Source organism: Sorangium sp. So ce381 (assembly GCF_051473845.1).
In the GTDB taxonomy this organism is placed as follows: Bacteria; Myxococcota_A; Polyangia; order Polyangiales; family Polyangiaceae; genus Sorangium; species Sorangium atrum.
Genome location: NZ_CP150336.1, coordinates 7,183,838 through 7,204,549, shown reverse-complemented (window position 1 = coordinate 7,204,549; position 20,712 = coordinate 7,183,838). Strand labels below are relative to the sequence as shown.

Below are 20,712 nucleotides of genomic sequence, written 5' to 3'. Positions count from 1 at the left end.
ACGATCCCAATCACAGAAATCGGAGACAAGATGAAGCAGGCCGGGCCGGATCTCCTCTGTTTCTCGCACCTGCGCTGGAACTTCGTCTTCCAGCGACCCAACCACTTGATGAGTCGCTTCGCGCAGGAGAGGCGGGTCTATTTCGTCGAAGAGCCTGTGTTCGAGGACGGGCCCCCGAGGCTCGACGCGAGGCACGTCGAGGCCAATCTCACCGTCATCGTCCCCCACCTCCGCCGCCGCGCCGAGCCGGAGGAGGCCCTCGCGCAGCAGCGACACCTGCTCAACTCCCTCGTGCGGGAGCAGGATATCCGGCAGCCGATCCTGTGGTTGTACACGCCGATGTCGCTGCCCATCGCCGCCGACGTGGAGCCATCGCTCGTCGTTTACGACTGCATGGATGAACTTTCCGCCTTCCGGGGCGCCCCGCCGCTGCTCCGGGATCGGGAGCGCGAGCTGTTCGCGCGCGCCGATCTCGTGTTCACCGGCGGCCAGAGCCTCTACGAGGCGAAGCGCGCCCACCACCCGTCGGTGTACGCCTTCCCGAGCAGCGTCGACGCGGCCCACTTCGCGAAGGCGCGCGGGCAGACCTCGGAGCCGGACGACCAGCGCGGCGTCCCGAGGCCGCGCCTCGGGTTCTTCGGCGTCATCGACGAGCGGCTCGACATGGATCTCGTCGCCCGCGTGGCCAAGGAGCGGCCTGCCTTCCAGCTCGTGATGCTCGGGCCGGTCGTGAAGATCGACCCCGCCACGCTGCCCCGGCGGCCGAACATCCACTGGCTCGGCCAGAGACCCTATCAGGATCTCCCGGCCTATCTCCGCGGCTGGGACGTCGCCATCATGCCGTTCGCGCTCAACGAGGCGACCCGGTTCATCAGCCCGACGAAGACGCTCGAGTACCTCGCCGCGGGGAAGCCGGTCGTCTCCACCGCCATCCGTGACGTGGTCACGCCGTATGGCGACAAGAGGGCGGTCCACATCGCCGACGCCTCCACCTTCGCGGCCGCGGTCGAGGCGGCGCTCGCTGGGCCCCGGGAGGAGCACGTCGCGATCGCGGACGAGATGGTGAGCGCGACGTCATGGGACAGGACATGGCGATCGATGTCGATGCTCGTCGCCGACACACTCCAATCCAAGCGTCCATCGGCCGCCCGGACGGGAGGGGACGTACCGTGTTCGACTACCTGATCGTCGGCGCCGGGTTTGCCGGCAGCGTGCTCGCGGAGCGCCTCGCCTCGCAGATGAACCGGTCGGTCCTCCTGTGCGACAAGCGGCCTCACATCGGCGGCAACGCGTACGACTGCTACGACGACGCCGGGATCCTCATCCACAAGTACGGTCCCCACATCTTCCACACGGCGTCGCCGCGCATCTTCCGCTACCTGTCGCAGTTCACCGGCTGGCGCCCGTACGAGCACCACGTGCTCGCGCACGTCGACGGCAAGCTCGTCCCGTTCCCGATCAACGTGGATACGGTCAACGCCCTCTACGGAACCAGCTACTCGCCCGCCGAGGTCGAGGCGTTCTTCGCGCGCGTCGCCGAGCCGATCAAGCACTGCCGCACCTCCGAGGACGCGGTCGTCAGCAAGGTGGGCCGGGAGCTCTATGAGAAGTTCTTTCGCAACTACACGCGGAAGCAGTGGGGCCTCGACCCGTCGGAGCTCGACGCCGCGGTCGCCTCGCGCGTGCCGGCGCGCACGAACCACGATTCCCGGTACTTCACGGACGAGTTCCAGGCGATGCCGCTGCGCGGCTACACGCGGATGTTCGAGAACATGCTGGACCACAAGAATATCCGTGTGCTCCTGAACACCGATTATCGCGAGTTCATGAACGAGGTGAGCTTCAGGGAGATGATCTATACCGGGCCTGTGGACGCGTTCTTCGACTTCCGCTACGGGAAGCTCCCCTACCGATCAATCGAATTCAAGTTCGATACGCACGACAGGGAGGTCTTCCAGCCGAACGCGGTCATCAACTACCCGAATGAGCACGATTACACCCGCATCACGGAGTTCAAGTACCTCACGGGGCAAGAGCACCCGAAGACGAGCGTCGTGTACGAGTTCCCGAGAGGCGAGGGCGACCCCTATTACCCGGTGCCGCGGCCCGAGAACGGGGAGCTGTACCGGAAGTACAAGGCCCTCGCCGAGGCCACGCCGAACGTCCGCTTCGTCGGGAGGCTCGCGACCTACCGGTACTACAACATGGACCAGGTCGTCGGTCAGGCGCTCGCCACCTTCGACCAGATCCGCGAAGCCACGCTCGACGGCGCGGCGGTGACCGTCGCTGCCTGAACAGACCCATGTCTCGACAGCACCTCGCACAGATCGGTATTCCAGGTTCGGTGCCGCCGACGGCCGACAGCGGCGGCCAAGGTTACCCGCGCCCTCTGCTCCGGAGAGAAGACTGGGCCTCGCTGAACGGGCCGTGGGAGTTCGCCCTCGACCCCCGGGCGGAGTGGTCCTCCCCGGCCGACGCGCGCTTCGACCGGACGATCGAGGTGCCGTTCGCCCCGGAGACGCCGCGGAGCGGGATCGGCAACGCCGGCTTCTTCAAGGCTTGCTGGTATCGACGGCGGGTCAAGGTGCCGGAGCTGGACGCATCCGAGCGGCTCATCCTGCACTTCGGCGCCGTGGACTACCTGGCCAGGGTGTGGATCGACGGCAGCTTCGCCGGCGACCACGAGGGCGGTTATACGCCGTTCGAGATCGACATCACCGCGCACGCCAAGGGGCGCGAGAGCGTCACGATCGTGGTGCAGGCGTACGACGATCCGAACGAGCTCGCGAAGCCTCGCGGCAAGCAGGACTGGAAGCTCGAGCCTCACTCCATCTGGTACCCGCGGACGACGGGGATCTGGCAGACGGTGTGGCTCGAGCGCGTGCCGCGCATGCACGTCGATTACCTCAGGTGGACCCCGAACCTCGAGCGCTGGGAGATCGCGGTCGAGGTCCACGTGGCCAACGCGCCGGTGGAGGGCGCGCGCGTCGGGGTGCGGCTGCGGATCGGCGACATGACGATCGCGAACGATCAGTACACGGTCGTGGCCGGGGAGGTTCACCGGCGCATCACGCTCTCCGATCCGGGCATCGACGACTTCCGCAACGAGCTCCTGTGGTGCCCCGAGCGCCCGACGCTGATCGACGCCGACATCGTCCTCTACGATCAGGCCGGCATGACGATCGACCGCGTGAAGAGCTACACGGCGCTGCGCTCGGTGGCCGTCCGCGGCGACCGCTTCCTCCTGAACGGGCGGGCGTACCTGCTCCGGATGGTGCTCGACCAGGGCTACTGGGACGGGACGGGGATGACCGCCCCCGACGACGAGGCGCTGCGCCGCGACGTCGAGCTCACGAAGCAGATGGGCTTCAACGGCGCAAGGAAGCACCAGAAGATCGAGGATCCGCGGTACCTGTACTGGGCCGACAAGCTCGGCCTGCTCGTCTGGGAGGAGATGCCGAGCGCCTACCGCCACACGCGCAGGTCGATCGAGCGGCTCGCGCGGCAGTGGCTGGAGGCGATCCGGCGGGATCTCAGCCACCCGTGCATCGTCGCGTGGGTGCCGATCAACGAGTCGTGGGGCGTCCCGAACCTGCCCGACAACGCGAACGAGAGGCACTACGTGCAGGCGCTCTATCACCTGACGAGATCGATGGACTACACGAGGCCGGTCATCGGCAACGACGGGTGGGAGAGCGTGGCGACCGACATCATCGGGATCCACGACTACGATCCGTCGCCCGAGCGCATCGCTGGCCGCTACTTTGCGCACGACGTGGTGCCCAAGCTGCTGAAGCGGGAGAGGCCCGGGGGCCGCGCCCTCGTGCTCGATCCGTCCGTCAGCCACGAGACCGCGATCGTGCTGTCGGAGTTCGGCGGGATCGCTGTCGCGCCCGTGAGCGGCGAGAGCGGCACGTGGGGGTACTCGGCGTGCAGGACCCCGGAGGAGCTCGCCGAGCGCTACACGGCGCTCATGAAGGTGATCAACTCCCTCGAGCTCCTAGCCGGCTTCTGTTACACGCAGTTCGCCGACACGTACCAGGAAGCGAATGGCCTCCTGTACGCCGACCGCACGCCGAAGTTCCCGCTGCACAGCATCGCGGCGGCGACGCAGGGGATCTCGCTCCTCGGCCCGAACGAGGCGCCCTCGGCGTCGATCGACGGGGGGCTGGCGGACATGCCGGCGCTGGCGGACATGCCCGGGTTCGCGGACATGGGCGCGCCGCGATGACGGCGCGCGGGCAGGGTGGGGCGGGCCGTCGTGGAGGCCCAGGGGCGCGCGCAGGACCGACGGGCGACGGTGCTGGCGGGGGGGCTCGCCTCATGAGAGATGGCGCCGGGATCGCGCTCTGGGGCGGCGTCGAGTGCACGATCAACCGCGTCGGCGACAGGTACTTCGACCAGCTGGAGCGCACGGGCCACCACGAGCGCATCGCCGATCTCGACCTGCTCGCGGGGCTCGGCATGCGGGCCGTCCGGTATCCGATCCTCTGGGAGCGCACGGCGCCGAGCGGCCTGCGGAGCGCCGATTTTTCCTGGGCAGACGAGCGGCTCCACCGGCTGAGGGAGCTCGGCGTCGACGTGATCGTCGGGCTCGTGCACCACGGCAGCGGGCCGCCGTGGACGAGCCTGATGGAGGACAGCTTCGCGAGCGGCCTCGCGGAGTTCGCCGGCGCGGTGGCGGAGCGCTACCCGTGGGTGCGCGATTTCACGCCGGTCAACGAGCCGCTCACGACCGCGCGCTTCAGCGCGCTCTACGGACACTGGTACCCGCACCGCCGGGACTCGGCCTCGTTCCTGCGCGCGCTGCTCGTGGAGACGCGCGCCACCGCGGCCGCGATGCGCGCGATCCGGCGCGCGCGCCCGGACGCGCGGCTCGTGCAGACGGAGGATTTCGGCGCGACCGCCAGCACGCCCAGGCTCGCGTACCAGGCCGCGTTCGAGAACCACCGGCGCTGGCTGAGCCTCGATCTCCTGTTCGGGCGCGTGGGCGCCGCGCACCCGCTCCACCGGCACCTCCGCGACTGCGGCGCGACCGAGGAGGAGCTCGCGCAGCTCGCGGCGGAGCCGTGCCCGCCGGACGTGATCGGCGTGAACTATTACCTGACGAGCGAACGGTTCCTCGATCACCGCCTCGAGCTTTACCCCTCCTGGACGCACGGCGGGAACGGGCGCGATGCGTACGCCGATGTGGAGGCGGTGCGCGTGCGGGAGGGGATCCTCGGGCACCGCGACGCGCTGCGCGAGGTGTGGCAGCGGTACATGACGCCCGTCGCGATCACCGAGGTCCACCTCGGGTGCACGCCGGAGGAGCAGATCCGCTGGCTGGTCGAGGCCTGGGAGGGCGCGCACGCGGCCCGCGCGGAGGGCGCCGACGTGCGGGCGGTGACGCTGTGGTCGTCCTTCGGGGCGTACGACTGGGACAGCCTGGTCACCCAGGCGCGCGGCCATTACGAGCCGGGGGCCTTCGATGTGCGGGGGCCCGCGCCGCGCCCCACGGCGCTCGCGGTGGTCGCGAAGGAGCTCGCGTCCACCGGCCGGAGCGAGCACCCGCTCGCCGGGGCTCCGGGCTGGTGGGGCCGCGACGAGCGGCTGCTCTACGGGGTGCCGCGCTCCGCCGCGCGGGGCGTCTGCAGGCCGCGCGAGCGCCCGATCCTGATCGCGGGCGCGGGCGGGGCGCGCGGCGCGGCGCTGATGCGCGCGTGCGAGGAGCGCGGCATCCATGTCCGGGCCATGGCGCGCAGCGACCTCGACATCGCCGACGCGTCGGCCGTGGATCGCGCGCTCGTTGAGGTCGGCCCGTGGCTCGTGATCAACGCGGCGGGCTACACGCGCGTGCACGAGGCCGAGGACGAGATCGAGGCGTGCCGCCGCGCCAACGTGGTCGGGCCGACCCTGCTGGCGGAGGCGTGCCGGCGCCGCGGCGCGCGGCTGCTGATGTTCTCGTCGGCCTTCGTGTTCGACGGGAGCAAGGCCGAGCCGTACATCGAGGATGACCCGGTCGCGCCCGTCAACGCGTACGGCGAGGCGCAGGCGCTGGGAGAGAGGGGCGCGCTCGACGCGCTGCCGGGCGCGCTGGTCGTCCGCACGGGCAGCCTGTTCGGGCCGCTCGAGGCGCGCAGCTTCGCCGCGCTCGCGCTGTCGATCGTGCAGCGCGGGGAGCTCTTCCGCGCGGCGGACGATCTCTTCGTGTCGCCCACCTACCTGCCGCACCTGGCGCACGCGTGCCTGGATCTCGCGATCGACCAGGCCGAGGGCGTATGGCACGTGGCGAACGACGGGGTCCTGAGCTTCGCCTCCTGGGCGAGGATGATGTGCGACGCGCTCGGCTTGCCGTCGCGCGCGGTGCACGCCTGCCCCGCGCGCACCCTCGGGCTCCGGGCCAACCTGCCTCGCCAGGGAGGGCTCCACAGCCGCCGCCGCGCCGCATTGCCGTCCCTGCCCGAGGCCATCGAGCACTATGCCCGCCACCGGGCGGGACCGATGCTGGCGGCCGGATAGCGCTGGCCCGCGAGGCGCAATCGGAGGGGCGGCAGAGGGGCGGCGGAGGGGCGGCGTACGCGCTGCTCGCGCGCGCGGCGCTCTCCAGGCGAAGAAGCGCCGACGTCGAGCGCCCCCGTCAGAGCACGCGCGCGAGGACCACGACCGAGTAGCCGACCGCCGGCTGCTTGCCGGGGTTGTTGTACGAGTGGCGCTGATCGCCGCGGAACACGGCGACGTCGCCCGCGCCGAGCGTGAACCGCTCGCCCCCGACCACGAGCAGCAGCCCCCCCGACTCGCACGTCAGGTACTCGCGGGTGCCCGGGGTGTGCGGGACGCCCGTCATCCGCCCGCCCGGGGGGATCTCGATGCGATCCATCTCCATGCCCGGGATCGGGTCCGGCAGGAGCTTGCGGACGAACGCCTGCCCGGGAGAGCGCGTGGGGAGCGTGTCGCGCGCGTAGAGCTGGCACGTGGCGCGGGGGGCGGAGAGCATCTCCTCGATGGAGACCTGGAGCGCGGCGGCGGCCCTGTGCAGCACGCCGAGCGTCGGGTTCGCCGCGCCGGACTCGAGGTGCGCCCAGGTCGCCCGGGGCACGCCGGCGAGCTTGGCCAGCTGCTGCTGCGTCAGCCCGCGCGCCTCGCGCAGCTGCTTGATGTTCTTCGCGAGCCGCCCCGAGAGCTCCGTGTCCTGGTCCATGACCGGAGATTAGCACTCTTCCAAGACATTGGAGAGCGCTCCAACAAGAGGACCGGCGCGGATTAGGCTGGTGTCGAGGAGGAAGGCACCATGAACGACGAATCGACCGGAAGCGAGGCGCTGATCCAGGCCGGAGCGAGCTCCCGCCCGCCGCTCCCCCGCGCCGCGCGGGGCGAGCGGTTCGCGCCGCGGGCGGCGCTGGTCACCGGGGCGAGCCGCGGGCTCGGCGCCGCGCTCGCCCGGGAGCTCGCGCGGCAGGGCGCGAAGGTGGTCCTGGTGGCGCGCGAGCGCGCGGCGCTCGAGGCCGTCGCGGCCGAGATCGCCGCGCAGGGCGGGGAGGCGCACGCGCTCGCGGCGGACATCGGGGACAAGGGCCAGACGCACGCGATCGCCGGCGCGGCGGCGGCGCTGGTCGGGCCGATCGACCTGCTCATCCACAACGCGAGCACGCTCGGCAAGACGCCGCTGCCGATCCTGCTCGACACCGAGTGCGAGGATCTCGGGCGCGTGCTCGAGGTCAACGTGGTCGGCCCGTTCCGCCTGACGAAGGTGATCGCCGGCGCGATGGCGTTGCGGCGGCGGGGGGTCGTCGTCCACATCAGCTCGGACGCATCGGTGAACGCCTATCCGCGGTGGGGCGCCTACGGCGCCTCGAAGGCGGCGCTCGATCACCTGAGCCGCACCTGGGCCGCCGAGCTCGAGGGCACGGGCGTCTCGTTCTACGCGGTGGACCCGGGCGAGATGAACACGCGGATGCACGCCGAGGCCATCCCCGACGCCGACCCGAGCACGCTGGCCGATCCTGCGGACGTGGCGAGGCGCGTCGTCGGGCTCGTCGGCCGCGCCGGCGAGGTGCCGAGCGGCGCGCGCGTCGAGGCCGCGCGGCTCCCGGAGGCGCCATGAGCCCCGCCACGTGGCCCCGCGAGAGCCCGCTGGAGGAGCGGCTCCTCCACGTGGACCCGCGAGAGGGGCGCCTGCGCGACGCGCGCATCGCGGATCTGCCCGCGCTCCTCGAGCCGGGCGATCTCCTGGTCGTCAACGACGGCGCCACGCTGCCGGCCTCGCTCCACGGCGCGACCGAGCGCGGTGAGGAGGTGGAGGTCCGCCTCATCGGCGAGCTGTCCGAGGGGCGCTATTCGGCCCTGCTGTTCGGCGCCGGCGACTGGCACACGCGCACCGAGGATCGCCCGGCGCCGCCCGCCCTCGACGCGGGGGACACGGTGACGTTCGGAGACGATCTGTCGGCCGTGATCGAGCGGAGGACCGCGGCGCGCCTCGTGGAGATCGCCTTTCGGGAGCGGGGCGCCGCGCTCTGGTCGGCGCTCTACCGGAGGGGGCGCCCGATCCAGTATGCGTACGTCGCGGGCCCGCTCGAGATCTGGCATGCGCAGACGCGTTATGCGAGCCGGCCTCTCTGCGCCGAGCTCCCGTCGGCCGGGCGGCCGCTCGTCTGGGGGCTCCTGCTCGAGCTGATCCGCCGCGGCGTCCGGATCGCCTCGCTCACCCACGCCGCAGGGATCTCGTCGACCGGCGATCCGGCGCTCGACGCCTTGCTCCCGCTGCCGGAGCGCTTCGACATCCCGGAAGAGACGGTGGTTGCGGTGCGTGAGGCCAAGGCGCGCGGGCGCCGCGTCATCGCGGTCGGCACGACGGTGACGCGCGCGCTCGAGGGCTGCGCCGCCCAGCACGGGGGTGAGCTGCGGGCCGGGCCGGGGATCACCGATCTGATCCTTCACCACGGCTTCCGGCCGAGGGTGGTCGACGGGCTCCTGACCGGCGTGCACGATCCGACCGAGAGCCACTTCCGGCTCCTCGAGGCCTTCGCGCCGGCCTCGCTGCTCCACCGCGCGAACGCCCACGCGGAGCAGGCAGGGTATCTCTGTCACGAGTTCGGCGACTCCTATCTTGTCCTCAGTTCCACCGCCGGGCTCTCAGCGATCCGTTCGACTTCCTGACCTGGTTCGAGTTCGCCGAGGGCGACGCCGGGGGCTTCGACGAGCTCGTGGGCAGGCTGCGTGAGACGGAGGAGCGGTCCTACGTGGAGCGGGAAGTCGAAGCGCGCCTGTCGCGCGCATAGTATGGAGTCGGCTCGCGCCGACCGACCCGTCTTTGCGATCGTTCTCGCCCCGAGATCTGCTGAACCCGAGCACGCCGACAAAACGAAGAAGGCGCCCAGGTCGCCCCGGGCGCCCTCCACGCTGTCGCGATCACTCGCAGGCGTTCGTCGTCGTGTTGCACCTGGCGGGCGAGGTGCAGCTCGAGTCGTCGTTGCACTCGACGCACGTGCCAGCCGCGAGCCCGCCGCCGCACACCGTCTTGCCGGGCAGGCCGTCGGCGGTGCAGTCGGTGCCCGCCGGCGCCGTCGCGAAGCTCGGCATGGCCGGCGTTCCAGTGCACGCGGCGTCCGTCAAGCAGACGGTCGATGACACCGGGACATCGGTGACGTCTTCGTCCGTCGTGGTGCCGCCGGCGCCGTTGCACACGCGCTGCTGGCAATCGCCCGGCGTCTGCCCGGACGGCACCTCCGTGCCCGCTGCGTAGCGCTGACAGGCGCCTGTACCGTCGCAGGACCCGTTGGTCCCGCACGACGCCGCGCCCGTGTCCGGGCACTCGTCGTCCGGATCGCCGCCGGCCGCGATGTAGCCGCAGGCGCCGTCGACGCCGTGGAGCTTCTTGGCCGCGGAGCACGCCTGGCAGGCGCCGGTGCACGCCGTGTCGCAGCAGACGGAGTCGACGCAGCGCGCGCTGGAGCACTCGGCGTTGGTCCCGCAGGGCGCGCCGTCCGGCTTGGCCTCGCAGGTGCCGCCGCTGCAGAAGCCCGTGGTGCAGTCGTCCGCGACGCCGCACTTCTTCCCGACACCGCACTTGTCGCAGGCCGGAGCGCCCTGGAAGGAGGCGCCGCCGCAGTCGACGTCGGTCTCGTTGCCGTTCTGGTCGGTGTCCATGCAGCCGGGCGTCGCGCACCTGCCGGCCGTGTTGCAGTAGCCGCTCGCGCAGTCCGAACCGAGCGCGCACTCCAGGTCGTCGGCGCAGGGCGTGCAGCCGGAGCCGTCGTCGATGCCGCCGCAGTCGACGTCGGTCTCGCTGCCGTTCAGCGCGCCGTCGGTGCAAGACACGTCCACGCACGTGTGCGTGCCCCTCGGATCGCAGACCTGGGGCGCGGTGCAGTCGGTGCCCGAGAGGCAGCCGACGCAGGCTCCGCTACCGTCGCAGACCTTGCCGCCGGTGGTGCACCTCGTGCCAGCGGTCTTCGGTGAGCTACCCGGAGTACCGCCCGGGCACGTGCCGACGTTGCATTCGTCGTCGGCCGGCTTGTCGGTGTCGTCGCGGATCGACGTCGTGCCGCCTCTGCCGTCGCAGACCTGCTGCTTGCAGTCACCCGCCGCCTGGCCCGCCATCGTGACGGTGCCGTCGGGCACGTTGGTCGTGCCGCAGCACCCCGCTTCGCACGTGGCCTTCACGCACTCCGTGGCCGGGGCCGGGCAATCGCCGATCGTGTCGCACGATGTCGCGCCGCCGGGGCATGCCATTGCGCCGCCGGTGCCGTCCGAGCCGCCGGTGCCGTCCGAGCCGCCGGTGCCGTCCGAGCCGCCGGTGCCGCCTGAGCCGCCGGTGCCATCCGAGCCGCCGGTGCCATCCGAGCCGCCGGTGCCGTCCGAGCCGCCGGTGCCTGACGACGAACTGGCGCTGCTGCTCGTCGTCGTGCCGCCTCCGGAGCCACCGGTCCCGCCGGCGCCGCCAGCGCCGCCCGTGTCGGAGATCCGGCTGCGATCGACGGCGACGATGAGCTCGCAGCCTGTCAGGTTCATCGTGAGCGTGCCCGCAGCGAGCACCAACGCAGGGAGGAATGTCGTTTTCTGGTTCATGCCAACAAGCACACTGGCCAGGGGCCAGACCTGACCTGGGGCCGAGCCTACAGCAAGAGGCCCACGGAATCGCCGGTTTTCTCTGACGAGTCGAATCGGTGAAGTCTGGCGCCGCTCGCCGCTCGATCGCGCGTTGTCCGCGGCGCCGAGCTCCGCGTCCGGTGCGCCGTGCTGGAGGCGGCCGGTCGAGCCCACATCGGGCCACAGCGGAAGAGGACCCAGCCGTCCGGGAGGCATGGACCCAACGCGGGCTCGACCGCCGAGGCCGAGATGGAAGAGCTCGCGCCGGGCGCCTCGTCCCCTCAAGAGGGGACGCGGCCGGATCGCGCCCTTGACCGCCGACCGTTCATGAGTAAATAAACATTTACCTGATGCCGGCAGACGAGAAAAAGGAGACGCGGCGGGCGCTGCTCGACGCCGCCGCCGAGGAGTTCGCGCGGCATGGGCCCGAGGGGGCTCGCGTGCACGCCATCGTGCGGCGCGCCCGGGTCAACGAACGCATGATCTACCATCACTTCGGGAGCAAAGATGGCCTCTACCGCGCGGTCCTCGAGGACCAGTGGTCCGGCCTCATCGAGGGGTGGCGGCCGGCGCTCGAGGCGTCGGCGGCGCTCGAGCCGCGCGAGGGGCTCTGGCGCGCGTTCACGATGTTCTTCCGGCTGCTCCTCTCGCGCCCGCTGTGCATGCCGCTCGCGATGCACGAGGCGATGAGCGGCTGGCAGGCCGCGCCGCCCGCGACGCTCGCGATGCTTCCATCGCAGCTGCGCGATCTCTACGCGCGCGGTCAAGCCAGCGGGGTGTTCCGGCGAGACTGCGATTTCGAGCTCCTTTATTGCACCGTCGTCGGGGCGCTGGCCGGGATCGGCATCTTCGGGCCGCGCTTCTCGGACCTTCGGGCGCGCCTCTCGTGCGATCTCGAGCTCGCCGCGCGCCTCGGCGAGCAGACCGTGAGCCTCGTGCTGGATGGCGTGACCACGCCTGGATGGGGCGGCCGCGCGGGCGCCGGAGAGACCACATGACGTGAGCCTCGTCGATCCGCCGTCGCCCGCTGGTAGTCGCTGATCAATCGTTGTCAATCGATCGTTTTCTCGACAAGGAGAGCGCGTATGAACGTCGATGTCGTCATCGTGGGCGGCGGTCCGACCGGCTTGATGCTGGCCTGCGAGCTGCGGCTGGCCGGCGTGCGCCCCGTCGTGCTGGAGCGGTTGCCCGAGCCCACGGGGCTCTCCAAGGCGCTCGGCCTCGGCGGGCGCGCCGTGGAGATCCTCGACCACAGGGGCCTTCTCGATCGCTTTCGCGCGGAGCAGAGCGCCGCAGAAATGACGCGCTTCGTGCACTTCGGCGGGATCCCGCTGGCCGTCGGCGGCGAGCACGCGCGCGTCTCCAGGCGCTTCCTGAGCATCCATCAGGCGCGCATAGAGGCGCTGCTGGAAGAGCGCGCGCGCGAGCTGACGACGGAGATCCGTCGAGGTCACGAGCTCATCGGGCTGGAGCAGGACGGGGAGGGCGCGACGATCGCCGTCCGAGGCCCGGACGGCGACTACCCGCTTCGAGCGCGCTTCGTCGTGGGGTGTGACGGCGGCCGCAGCGCCGTGCGCAAGCTGTCCGGGATCGGCTTTCCTGGTCTCCCGCCCTCTCGGCTCCTGCGCCTCGCCGACGTCACGCTGGCCGAGGGCGCGACGGAGGACGGGCACCTCGTCCTCTCCGGCGGTCGCCGCGTTCGCTTCGGGCTCGGCGGGATCGCCCTGGTTCCCCTTGGAGCGGGCGTGTTTCGCGTGGTCACGTCGGAGCCGTATCCGCAGGACTTCGACCGCGACGCGCCGATGACGCTCGACGAGCTGCAGGCCAGCGTTCGCGCGGCGCTCGGCGAGGATCTGCCCGTCCGCGAGGTGCGGTGGTTGTCTCGGTTCACCGACGCCAGCCGGCAGGCGGACACGTACCGCGCGGGCCGCGTGCTGCTCGTGGGCGACGCGGCGCATATCCATCTCCCCGCCGGCGGGCCGGGCCTCACCACCGGATTGCAAGACGCGGTCAACCTCGGCTGGAAGCTGGCCGCGGAGGTCCGCGGCTGGGCGCCGCCGGGGCTCCTCGACACCTACCACGCGGAGCGGTTCCCCGAGGGCAAGCGCGTGATCATGCACACCCGGGCGCAGGGCGCGCTGATGATGCGGGACGAGCGCGTCGCCGCGCTGCGCGAGCTGGTCGGCGAGCTGCTCAAGCACGAGGAGAGCCTGCGGTATGTCGTCGAGATGCTGGACGCGGCCGACGTCCGTTACGAGATGTCGACCGAGCCCGGCGAGCAGCATCCGCTGCTCGGGCGATGGGCGCCGGACGTCCCGCTGACGACGCAGAAGGGGGAGACGCGGGTCGCGCAGCTCATGCACGGGGCCAGGGGCGTGCTGCTGGACATGACCGGCGGCGCCGCGCTCGGCGGCGTGGCTGCGCCCTGGGGCGATCGCGTGGACGTCGTGAGCGCGCGCTGCGCAGCGCTGCCGCGCCCGGCGGAGGCGATGCTGATTCGCCCCGACGGCTACGTCGCCTGGGCGGCCGCGGCAGGCGAGCCCGAGGCCTCTTCCCACCGCCGGCTGCGCCGCGCGCTCACCACGTGGTTCGGCGCGGCCTGCGGCACCTCGGTCGCGGCTTGAGCCAGCGGCGTGCAGCGCCGGCGCAGATCCGGTAGAGGGCATCGCCCATGGCCGAGCCGTCCGAGACCCCTTTCGATCTGCTGGGCGGCGAGCCGGCGGTGCGCCGGCTCGTCGAGCGCTTCTACGACCTCATGGGCCGCGACGAGCCGGCGCTCGCGCGCCTCCACGTCTGCGACGAGGCCGGCCAGGTCGCCCGCGAGAGCCGCGATCGATTCGCGCTCTTCCTGATCGGCTGGCTCGGCGGGCCGCAGGACTACATCGCGGCGCACGGCCACCCGCGGCTGCGGATGCGCCACGCCCGCGTCCCGGTCGATGTGGCGATGCGCGACGCCTGGATGCGCTGCATGCGGGCCGCCATGGCCGAGCTCGACGTGCCCGCGCCGCTCCGCGCCTTCCTCGACCAGCGCTTCGTCGAGGTGGCGGACTTCATGCGAAACCGTCCTGGCTGACGGGAAGGGCCGGCCGGCGCGGCGCGCAGGGTCGCGCGCGTCTCGACGCCCCCATCGCTCCCCGATTTTTCGTACGATACGTCGTCCGCTCTCGTGAGGTCGCGCGAGACGCCTGCCGCCAGCGCACGGGGATCCGCTGCGCCAGGCCGGCGTGCGGCGCCTGGAACCCGTGCGGGGAACGATGTCCCAACTCGACGAGCACCCGATGACCAAGCCCGCTCCGCCGGACGGAGAGCGCACGCCGCCGCCATCGGGAGCCCTCCCCGGTCACGAGCCGGATCGGCAGGGGCCGGGCAAGGGGGAGCGCAGCCCATGGCCATGGGTGAAGCGCTTCTTTCGCGAGGTGGACTGGCCCAATCGGGTGGTCCTGGGCGTCTCGGGCCTCGTCTTTGGGGCGGTGCCGTTCTTCTGGTCGCCGGAGCGCTTCACTCCGGTCATCGAGGGGCGCGGCGAGCTCGTGGACGCCGCGGTCTCCGCGGTCCCGCTCGCCATGGTCTTCGTCGGGGCCATGGCGCCTCAGGCGTTCGTCGTGGGGCGCTTCCTTCGGCGCCTGTGGCGGGATCTACCCCCAGGGACGGGCTGGATCCGGCTGAAGCCCATGGGCCGCGGCGGCGTCTTGATCGCCGTCGGTCTGCTGGTGAGCACGTTCGTCACGGTATGGGGGGTGGCGTTGTGGTACGCGGTCCACGGGGACCAGCACACGAGCCCGCAGTACAGGGTTGTCTCCTCGGTCATCGCTGCCCTCATGCTGACGCTCGGCACGCTGCTGACGATCCTGCAGTCGTGGGAGTCCGCCGCGAGGCCTTCGAGGGACGAGTCCGAGTACCGCACCATCGGTGACCTTCGCGCGCTCGAAGCCAAGTGGATCGGGGCGCGGCGCTGCGCGGCCAACCTGAAGCACCCCTCCACGGGCGACGGCGATGATCCGCGCGGCGCGCACCTCATCGGGCTGTCGCTCTCCGGCGGAGGGATTCGCTCGGCGACCCTGTGCCTCGGCTTCCTGAAAGGAATCGCCACGATCCCGACGAAGAGCGGCGAGGTGATCCTCAAGTACGTCGATTACATGAGCTCCGTCTCCGGCGGCGGCTGGGCGGGGGGCGCGCTCACGGCGCTGACGTCCGGCGTTCACCCGACGGCGGACGCGGAGCCCCGCTTCAAGCCGCTGGAGGCCGACTCATGGAACCGCCTCCTCGACAGGATCCGCCTGCGAGGCGACTACCTCGTCCCCGGCGGGATCGGCCTCACCGCCAACACGCTCCAGCCGCTCCTCATGATCTTGGTCGGCGCGGTCGCCAACGCGCTGTCGCTCCTCACGGCCGGGTTCGCGGCGCTCGTCCTCCTCTACCACTCGAGCTCGAGGTCGGGGTTCCTCGCGCGCGCGGTCAAGCGCGGCGTGGCCGAGGTCGTCTCGCGCTTCGATGGAGCGCGATCTCTGTTCTTCACCACGGCGCCCGCGGAGCCGGGCACGCTGCCCGGCGCGATCGCGGCAGAGCTCCCTGTGCTGGACATCCTCGTGTTCGTCCTCGCGTTGGCAGGAGGTGTCCTCCTCTTGGCCTTGCTCGTCATGTACGCCGGGATCCTCCTCTCGCGGCCGTCCGTCCACGAGGCGGGGACCCGGGTGGCCGCTCGCGTGGCGCTGCTCGCGGCGCTCACGTGGTGCTCCCTGCTCGCGCTGCGGGCCGATCCCCTGCTCACCCTCCTCGCCCTGTGCGCTGCCCTGGCTCTGGCGCTTGCCGTCCTGCTGAGCCGCCTGAAGCGCGAGCAGCTCCTTGCGGTCATCGGGGTCGCCGTCAGCGGACAGGTGTTCGCGCTCGGCTTCACGGCGCTCTACGATGTCGTGAAGGGCGTCACGTCGGCATGGGCGAACGTCCTCCGGTGGCTGCTCTTCGCGCCGATCCGGCTCACTCAGTCGATCGACGGGCTCGTCCGCGTGCCTGGCCAGCACGACCCGCTGCACGTCGTCGAGCTGATGGTCGTGGCCGCGCTCAGCCTCGTGTTCATCGGGCTCAGCTTCATGACGTCGAGGAACCATACGGGCCTTCACCGGTTCTGGGCCAACCAGATCCGCCGTGCGTACCTGTCGTTGCCGGGCGACTCCGACCGGCCGGCCAGCGATTCTCCCTCCGCCTGGCCGCTCGCCGCGTTGAGGCCCTCGAACCAGCCGCGCGTCGAGAGGACGTACGCGGCGGATCCAGCGCCCTGGAACCTGGGCGGGCCGCACCGCGGCGCGCCGCTCCACGTCGTGACCGCCACGGTCAACACCCCGGGGTCGAACGACCCTGTCCTCTACAAACGGGGCACCGCGCGGTTCGAGTTCAGCCCCTATGCCGTCGGCGGGCCCGCGACCGGGTGGGGGCCAGCCGAGGCCTATGGCGACACGCTCACCCTGGCCCATTCGATCGCCATCAGCGCTGCAGCCGTGAACAGCCAGGGCGGCACGCTGATCCCGCGGTGGGCGCGCGTCGTCCTCACGGTGCTCAACTGCGGTCTCGGCCTCTGGGTCCAGAACCCGCGCTTCGCGAGGTCTGCCGGCGATCCGCACGTGCTCTTCCGGAGGTGGGCGCACTTCTGGAGCGCCTATCAGTTCAAAGAGATCTTCGCGCGGAACAAGGAGAGCGACACGCTGGTCTTCGTCTCCGATGGCGGTCACCACGACAACCTGGGACTGACCACGCTCGTCGAGCGGGAGTGCGAGCTCATCCTGTGCATCGACGCCAGCGCCGATCCCGAGTGGACGTGCGACGAGCTCGCGAAGGCGGCGCGGATCCTGCGCGTGGACCGCGGGCTCGACTTCGAGCTGAGGCGCGAGGACCTCGAGCGCGTTCGCCCGAACGATCCGCGAGGCACCTGGGAGCAGCGCACACCGCGCACGCCGATCCTGGTGGGGAAGTTCAAGCTGGATCCGGGCGCGAAGACCGGGGCGACCGAGAAGGATACGGCGACCAAGGAGGTCACGGTCGTCTACGTCAAGGCCGGCCTCTTGCCGGGGCTGCCGCTCGACGTCCAGCGATATGCGGAGTCTTACCCCGAGTTTCCGCACCAGACGACCGCGGATCAGTTCTTCGACGAAGCGCAGTTCGAGGCGTACCGGCTGCTCGGCGAGGCGCTCGCTCGCGAGGTCGTGCGCACGCTGGACGACGCGACGGGGAGCGCGGGCCAGAGTTGGGCGAGCACGGTGAATGACCTTCGCCCCGAGCCCCGCGCCGTCGGACCCGGCGACGTCGCCAGCCGCGTCACTCCGGCTTGAGCGCGGCGAGCGCTGGCCGTGGCCGGCGCGCTCGATAGCCCCTGGAGCTGCGCGGCGTGGACGCGTCGCGTAGGCGTGGATGCGTCGCGCAGGCGTGGACGCATCGCGTAGGCGTCGCTCGGTCGCTTTCTGCGCCACCGGCGCAACGATTTCGTGAATCCTCCACCCCGCGTCGGGGCTTCTCCGGACGAAGGATGGAGGAGCTCATGAAAAGCAATGTGGGGAAGATGGATCGGTTGCTGCGTGGTCTCGGTGCACTTGCGCTGCTGGTGTGCGCCTGGGCGGCGCCGCTGACGCTCGTGACGCGCCTCACCGTGTTCGGTCTGTCGGCTGTGTACATGATATTTACGGCGCTCTCGGGCACGTGCTTCGGGTACGCTCTGATCGGCAGATCCACATGCCCCCTCCAGCGGAGCTGAGGCGCGGAATGGAAGCATCGAGAGCACACGAGCCGGTCTTCACGGCGGCGGCGCGCGGCGATGACGGCGCGCTGGAGCTGCTCGTCCGCGCTTACCATGACCGCGTGTACCGCTTCGGGCTGCGCGCGTGCCGCGACGCCTTCGACGCCGACGACGCGGTCCAGGAGGCCTTCACGAAGCTCGCGCGCCGCCCCGACGTGGCGCGCGATCCGGGCGTCCTCTCCTGGCTGATGACGGTGGTCCGGAACGCGTGCCTGCGCATGCTTCGCCCCTTCGCGCAAGAGCGCGCGCGGCAGGGAGATCGGGTGGACGACATCGACGCGGTGCCCTCGGGCGATCTCGACCCTCAGGCAGCATTCGAGCGCTGGCGGCTGGTCCGCGCCGTGCATGAGGCCATCGCCGTGCTGGAGCGGCCCTATCGAGAGGTGCTCGTGCTGCGCGACGTCGAGGGGCTGACGGGCGAGGAGGTGTGCCAGATGCTCGGGCTCGGCGAGGCGGCCATGAAGAGCCGTCTGCACCGGGCGCGGCAGCTGGTGCGGCGGGAGGTCCTCCGGCAGGAGGGCGCGCCTTCCGCCTCGTGGGTGCGGGGAGGGGAGGAGAGGAGAAATTAGCCATGTTCATGAGCAAGAGCCTTGTGGAGCACCTCGCGCGTGGGGCGATCTGCCTTGCGGCCCTCGTGGCCTCGGTGCTCGTCGCGCGCGCTTCCCTCTGGCTGGCGATGGCGCTGTTGCCAGTCGCGCTCGTGGCGGTGGGCGGATGCCCGATGTGCTGGACGCTGGGGTTGATCCAGATGGTCAGCGCCAGGGCGCGAGGGGAGCACCTCGAAGAGCCGTGCGACGACGGCGGATGCGCCTGGGCGCCGCAGAGCCGCCGGTGAGCTAGCGCGAAGCGCTGGTCCCGGGGGCGCGGTCGGCGTATGGACACGGCCACCATGCATCGGGTGTTCATCGACGGGCAGGAAGGTACGACGGGGCTCCAGATCCGCGAGCGGCTGCAGGGCCGCCGCGACCTCCAGCTGCTCGAGATCGACCCGGACCGCCGCAAGGACCCGGCGGCGCGCCGCGCGCTGATCAACGAGGCGGATGTGCTCATCACGTGCCTGCCCGACGACGCCGCCCGCGAATCCATCGGGTGGATCGAGAACCCGAGGACGCGCGTCATCGATCCGAGCACCGCGCACCGGACGGCCGACGGGTGGGTGTACGGCTTCCCGGAGCTCCGCCCCGGCCAGCGCGAGGCCGTCCGCGGCGCGCGGCGCGTCGCCGTCCCCGGGTGCCACGCGACCGGGTTCCTCGCGCTCGTGGCGCCGCTCGTCGAGCAGGGGCTCCTGCCCAGGGACGCCCGCGTGATCGCGCACTCGCTCACCGGCTACAGCGGCGGCGGGCGCAAGATGATCCAGGCCTACGAGCAGGCCGACGGGGCGCGCCGCGAGCAGCTCCGCGGCCCGCGCCCGTACGGGCTCACGCTGCAGCACAAGCACATTCCGGAGATGCGCGCGATCGCCGGCCTCGACAGGGCTCCGCTGTTCCAGCCGGTCGTGGGCGACTTCTACAAGGGCATGCTCGTCTCGGTGCCCCTGTTCACGGACGCCCTGGCGCGGCCGGCGACGCCCGCCGCGGTCCACGAGCTCTACGCGTCCTATTACGCCGGCGAGCCGTTCATCCGGGTGATGCCGCTCGGCGGCCAGGGCGCGCTGGAGGACGGCTACCTCGGCGCGCTGGAGTGCAACGACACGAACCGACTCGACGTGTTCGTGTTCGGCAAGCCGGACCAGATCCTGGTCGTGGCGCGCCTCGACAATCTCGGCAAAGGCGCCTCCGGCGCGGCGGTGCAGAACCTCAACCTGATGCTGGGCGCGCCGGAGGCCACCGGCCTCGACTGAGCGCCACCCGGGTCACCCGGGTCACCCGGCGCGCGTGTAGAGCCGCGGCGCCGAGCTCTCGAGGGCGGCGATCAGGCGCTCCGCGGCGTCGGCGTACGCGCGCCGGAACGCGATCCGCCAGGGCCGGCGGAGCGGGCCGGTCGAGAGCCGTTTGACCACGAGGTCGCCGCTGCTGAGATAGGCTTCCGCCACCCATTCCGAGAGGGTCGCGATCCCCATCCCGGCGCGCGCCGCGTCGACCACGGCCTCGGTGAGCGGGAACCGCAGGAGCTCGATCTTGGGCCGCTGCCGCCCGAAGACGGCGCTCATGAACCAGCGCGCCTCGGCCGGCGTCGCGTTCGGCGTGATCAGCGGGCCCTCGCGGAGGTGGTCGCGCGTGAGCGAAGCCCGCCCCGCGAGCGGGTGCGAGGTCGCGATCACGAAGATGATCTCGTCCGAGAAGAGCGGCCGCTCCACGAGCGCGCAGCCCGCCTCGCGGTCGCTCGGCAGGGACGACGTGGTGAGCAGCGCGACGTCGATGTCCCCCCGGACGAGCGCGGAGACCGGATCGTGGGTGTGCTCGACCGCGAGCACGATCTCGAGTCGGGGCAGCCTGCGCCGGAGGCTCGTCATCGCGGAGGGCAGCCAGCGGTACGCCGTGTAGCACTCGCACACGAGGCGGACGCGCGTCGTCGCGGCGACCGGCGCCGCGACCTCTCGCTCTAGCTCCCGGAGCTGCGCGAGGACGAGCCCGGCCCCCGCGATGAGCCGCTCGCCCGCGGCCGTCGGCGTGACCCCGCGCGCGGTGCGCTCGAAGAGGAGCGCGCCGACCCGCTCCTCCGCCTGGGCGAGCGCCCGGCTCACGGCGGACTGCGTGATGTGCATCGCCGAGGCGGCGCCGGCCGTGCTCCCGGCGGCAGCCAGCGAGAGGACGAGCTCCAGATCGCGGATCTCGAGCTGAGGCCGCGGTCCGATCGCAGGAGGCGCAGAGGAGGACGGTATGCGTGACACGCATAGACCCTATCACGACGATGCGTTGGACGCA

At 71.5% G+C, this 20,712-nt stretch carries 17 protein-coding genes and 1 pseudogene; 15 read left to right on the top strand and 3 right to left on the bottom strand.

Annotated features, from left to right (window positions below):
* The first annotated feature begins 30 nt into the window (after positions 1-30).
* The 4 genes from WMF29_RS26820 (at position 31) to WMF29_RS26805 (ending at position 6,501) form a co-directional block, all read left to right on the top strand.
* Positions 31-1,185 (top strand): glycosyltransferase family 1 protein, encoded by a 1,155-nt coding sequence (locus tag WMF29_RS26820; RefSeq protein WP_437322986.1) that lies wholly within the window; start codon positions 31-33, stop codon positions 1,183-1,185.
* Positions 1,170-2,294, top strand: coding sequence for a UDP-galactopyranose mutase (glf, locus tag WMF29_RS26815; RefSeq protein ID WP_437322985.1), 1,125 nt, complete (start codon positions 1,170-1,172; stop codon positions 2,292-2,294). Before WMF29_RS26820 ends, glf begins: the two co-directional genes overlap by 16 nt.
* Positions 2,295-2,302: 8 nt before the next feature.
* A complete protein-coding gene (locus tag WMF29_RS26810; protein ID WP_437322984.1) occupies positions 2,303-4,231 on the top strand; it encodes a glycoside hydrolase family 2 protein in 1,929 nt (642 codons plus the stop codon).
* 92 nt (positions 4,232-4,323) lie between these two features.
* On the top strand, positions 4,324-6,501 hold the full coding sequence (locus WMF29_RS26805) for a family 1 glycosylhydrolase (protein ID WP_437322983.1): 2,178 nt from the start codon (positions 4,324-4,326) through the stop codon (positions 6,499-6,501).
* 118 nt (positions 6,502-6,619) lie between these two features.
* Here the strand turns inward: WMF29_RS26805 and WMF29_RS26800 are convergent, their stop codons facing one another.
* Complete coding sequence (locus tag WMF29_RS26800; protein WP_437322982.1) at positions 6,620-7,180, bottom strand: helix-turn-helix domain-containing protein; 561 nt, start codon at positions 7,178-7,180, stop codon at positions 6,620-6,622.
* 90 nt (positions 7,181-7,270) lie between these two features.
* Between WMF29_RS26800 and WMF29_RS26795 the strand changes: the two genes are divergently transcribed.
* From WMF29_RS26795 to WMF29_RS26785, 3 genes and pseudogenes are all read left to right on the top strand, one after another.
* Positions 7,271-8,083, top strand: a complete 813-nt coding sequence (locus WMF29_RS26795; RefSeq protein ID WP_437322981.1) for an SDR family NAD(P)-dependent oxidoreductase — start codon at positions 7,271-7,273, stop codon at positions 8,081-8,083.
* Positions 8,080-9,135, top strand: a complete 1,056-nt coding sequence (locus tag WMF29_RS26790) for an S-adenosylmethionine:tRNA ribosyltransferase-isomerase (RefSeq protein WP_437322980.1) — start codon at positions 8,080-8,082, stop codon at positions 9,133-9,135. Before WMF29_RS26795 ends, WMF29_RS26790 begins: the two co-directional genes overlap by 4 nt.
* Positions 9,096-9,257, top strand: a pseudogene (locus WMF29_RS26785) (chlorite dismutase family protein); the annotation flags it as partial. The gene WMF29_RS26790 and the pseudogene WMF29_RS26785, both read left to right, overlap by 40 nt.
* 130 nt (positions 9,258-9,387) lie before the next feature.
* On the opposite strand, the gene WMF29_RS26780 reads toward WMF29_RS26785, so the two are convergent.
* A complete protein-coding gene (locus WMF29_RS26780) occupies positions 9,388-11,046 on the bottom strand; it encodes a hypothetical protein (RefSeq protein ID WP_437322979.1) in 1,659 nt (552 codons plus the stop codon).
* A gap of 371 nt (positions 11,047-11,417) precedes the next feature.
* Between WMF29_RS26780 and WMF29_RS26775 the strand changes: the two genes are divergently transcribed.
* The 8 genes from WMF29_RS26775 (at position 11,418) to argC (ending at position 19,688) form a co-directional block, all read left to right on the top strand.
* Complete coding sequence (locus WMF29_RS26775) at positions 11,418-12,065, top strand: TetR/AcrR family transcriptional regulator (protein WP_437322978.1); 648 nt, start codon at positions 11,418-11,420, stop codon at positions 12,063-12,065.
* An 87-nt stretch (positions 12,066-12,152) separates the two neighbouring features.
* Positions 12,153-13,691, top strand: a complete 1,539-nt coding sequence (locus tag WMF29_RS26770) for an FAD-dependent monooxygenase (protein WP_437322977.1) — start codon at positions 12,153-12,155, stop codon at positions 13,689-13,691.
* 47 nt (positions 13,692-13,738) lie between these two features.
* The gene (locus WMF29_RS26765; protein WP_437322976.1) at positions 13,739-14,140 is read left to right on the top strand and encodes a group II truncated hemoglobin; all 402 of its coding nucleotides are present in this window, start codon (positions 13,739-13,741) and stop codon (positions 14,138-14,140) included.
* 181 nt (positions 14,141-14,321) lie between these two features.
* A complete protein-coding gene (locus WMF29_RS26760) occupies positions 14,322-17,387 on the top strand; it encodes a hypothetical protein (RefSeq protein WP_437322975.1) in 3,066 nt (1,021 codons plus the stop codon).
* 206 nt (positions 17,388-17,593) lie between these two features.
* A complete protein-coding gene (locus tag WMF29_RS26755) occupies positions 17,594-17,806 on the top strand; it encodes a YgaP-like transmembrane domain (protein WP_437322974.1) in 213 nt (70 codons plus the stop codon).
* 8 nt (positions 17,807-17,814) lie between these two features.
* Positions 17,815-18,417: an RNA polymerase sigma factor gene (locus WMF29_RS26750; protein WP_437322973.1), complete on the top strand. Its 603-nt coding sequence runs from the start codon at positions 17,815-17,817 to the stop codon at positions 18,415-18,417.
* 8 nt (positions 18,418-18,425) lie between these two features.
* Positions 18,426-18,683, top strand: coding sequence for a hypothetical protein (locus WMF29_RS26745; RefSeq protein ID WP_437322972.1), 258 nt, complete (start codon positions 18,426-18,428; stop codon positions 18,681-18,683).
* Between the two features lie 54 nt (positions 18,684-18,737).
* Entirely contained in the window at positions 18,738-19,688 is a 951-nt protein-coding gene (gene argC / locus WMF29_RS26740; protein WP_437322971.1) for an N-acetyl-gamma-glutamyl-phosphate reductase, read from the top strand.
* A 21-nt stretch (positions 19,689-19,709) separates the two neighbouring features.
* On the opposite strand, the gene WMF29_RS26735 is transcribed toward argC, so the two are convergent.
* Complete coding sequence (locus WMF29_RS26735; protein WP_437322970.1) at positions 19,710-20,678, bottom strand: LysR family transcriptional regulator; 969 nt, start codon at positions 20,676-20,678, stop codon at positions 19,710-19,712.
* Between the last annotated feature and the right edge of the window lie 34 nt (positions 20,679-20,712).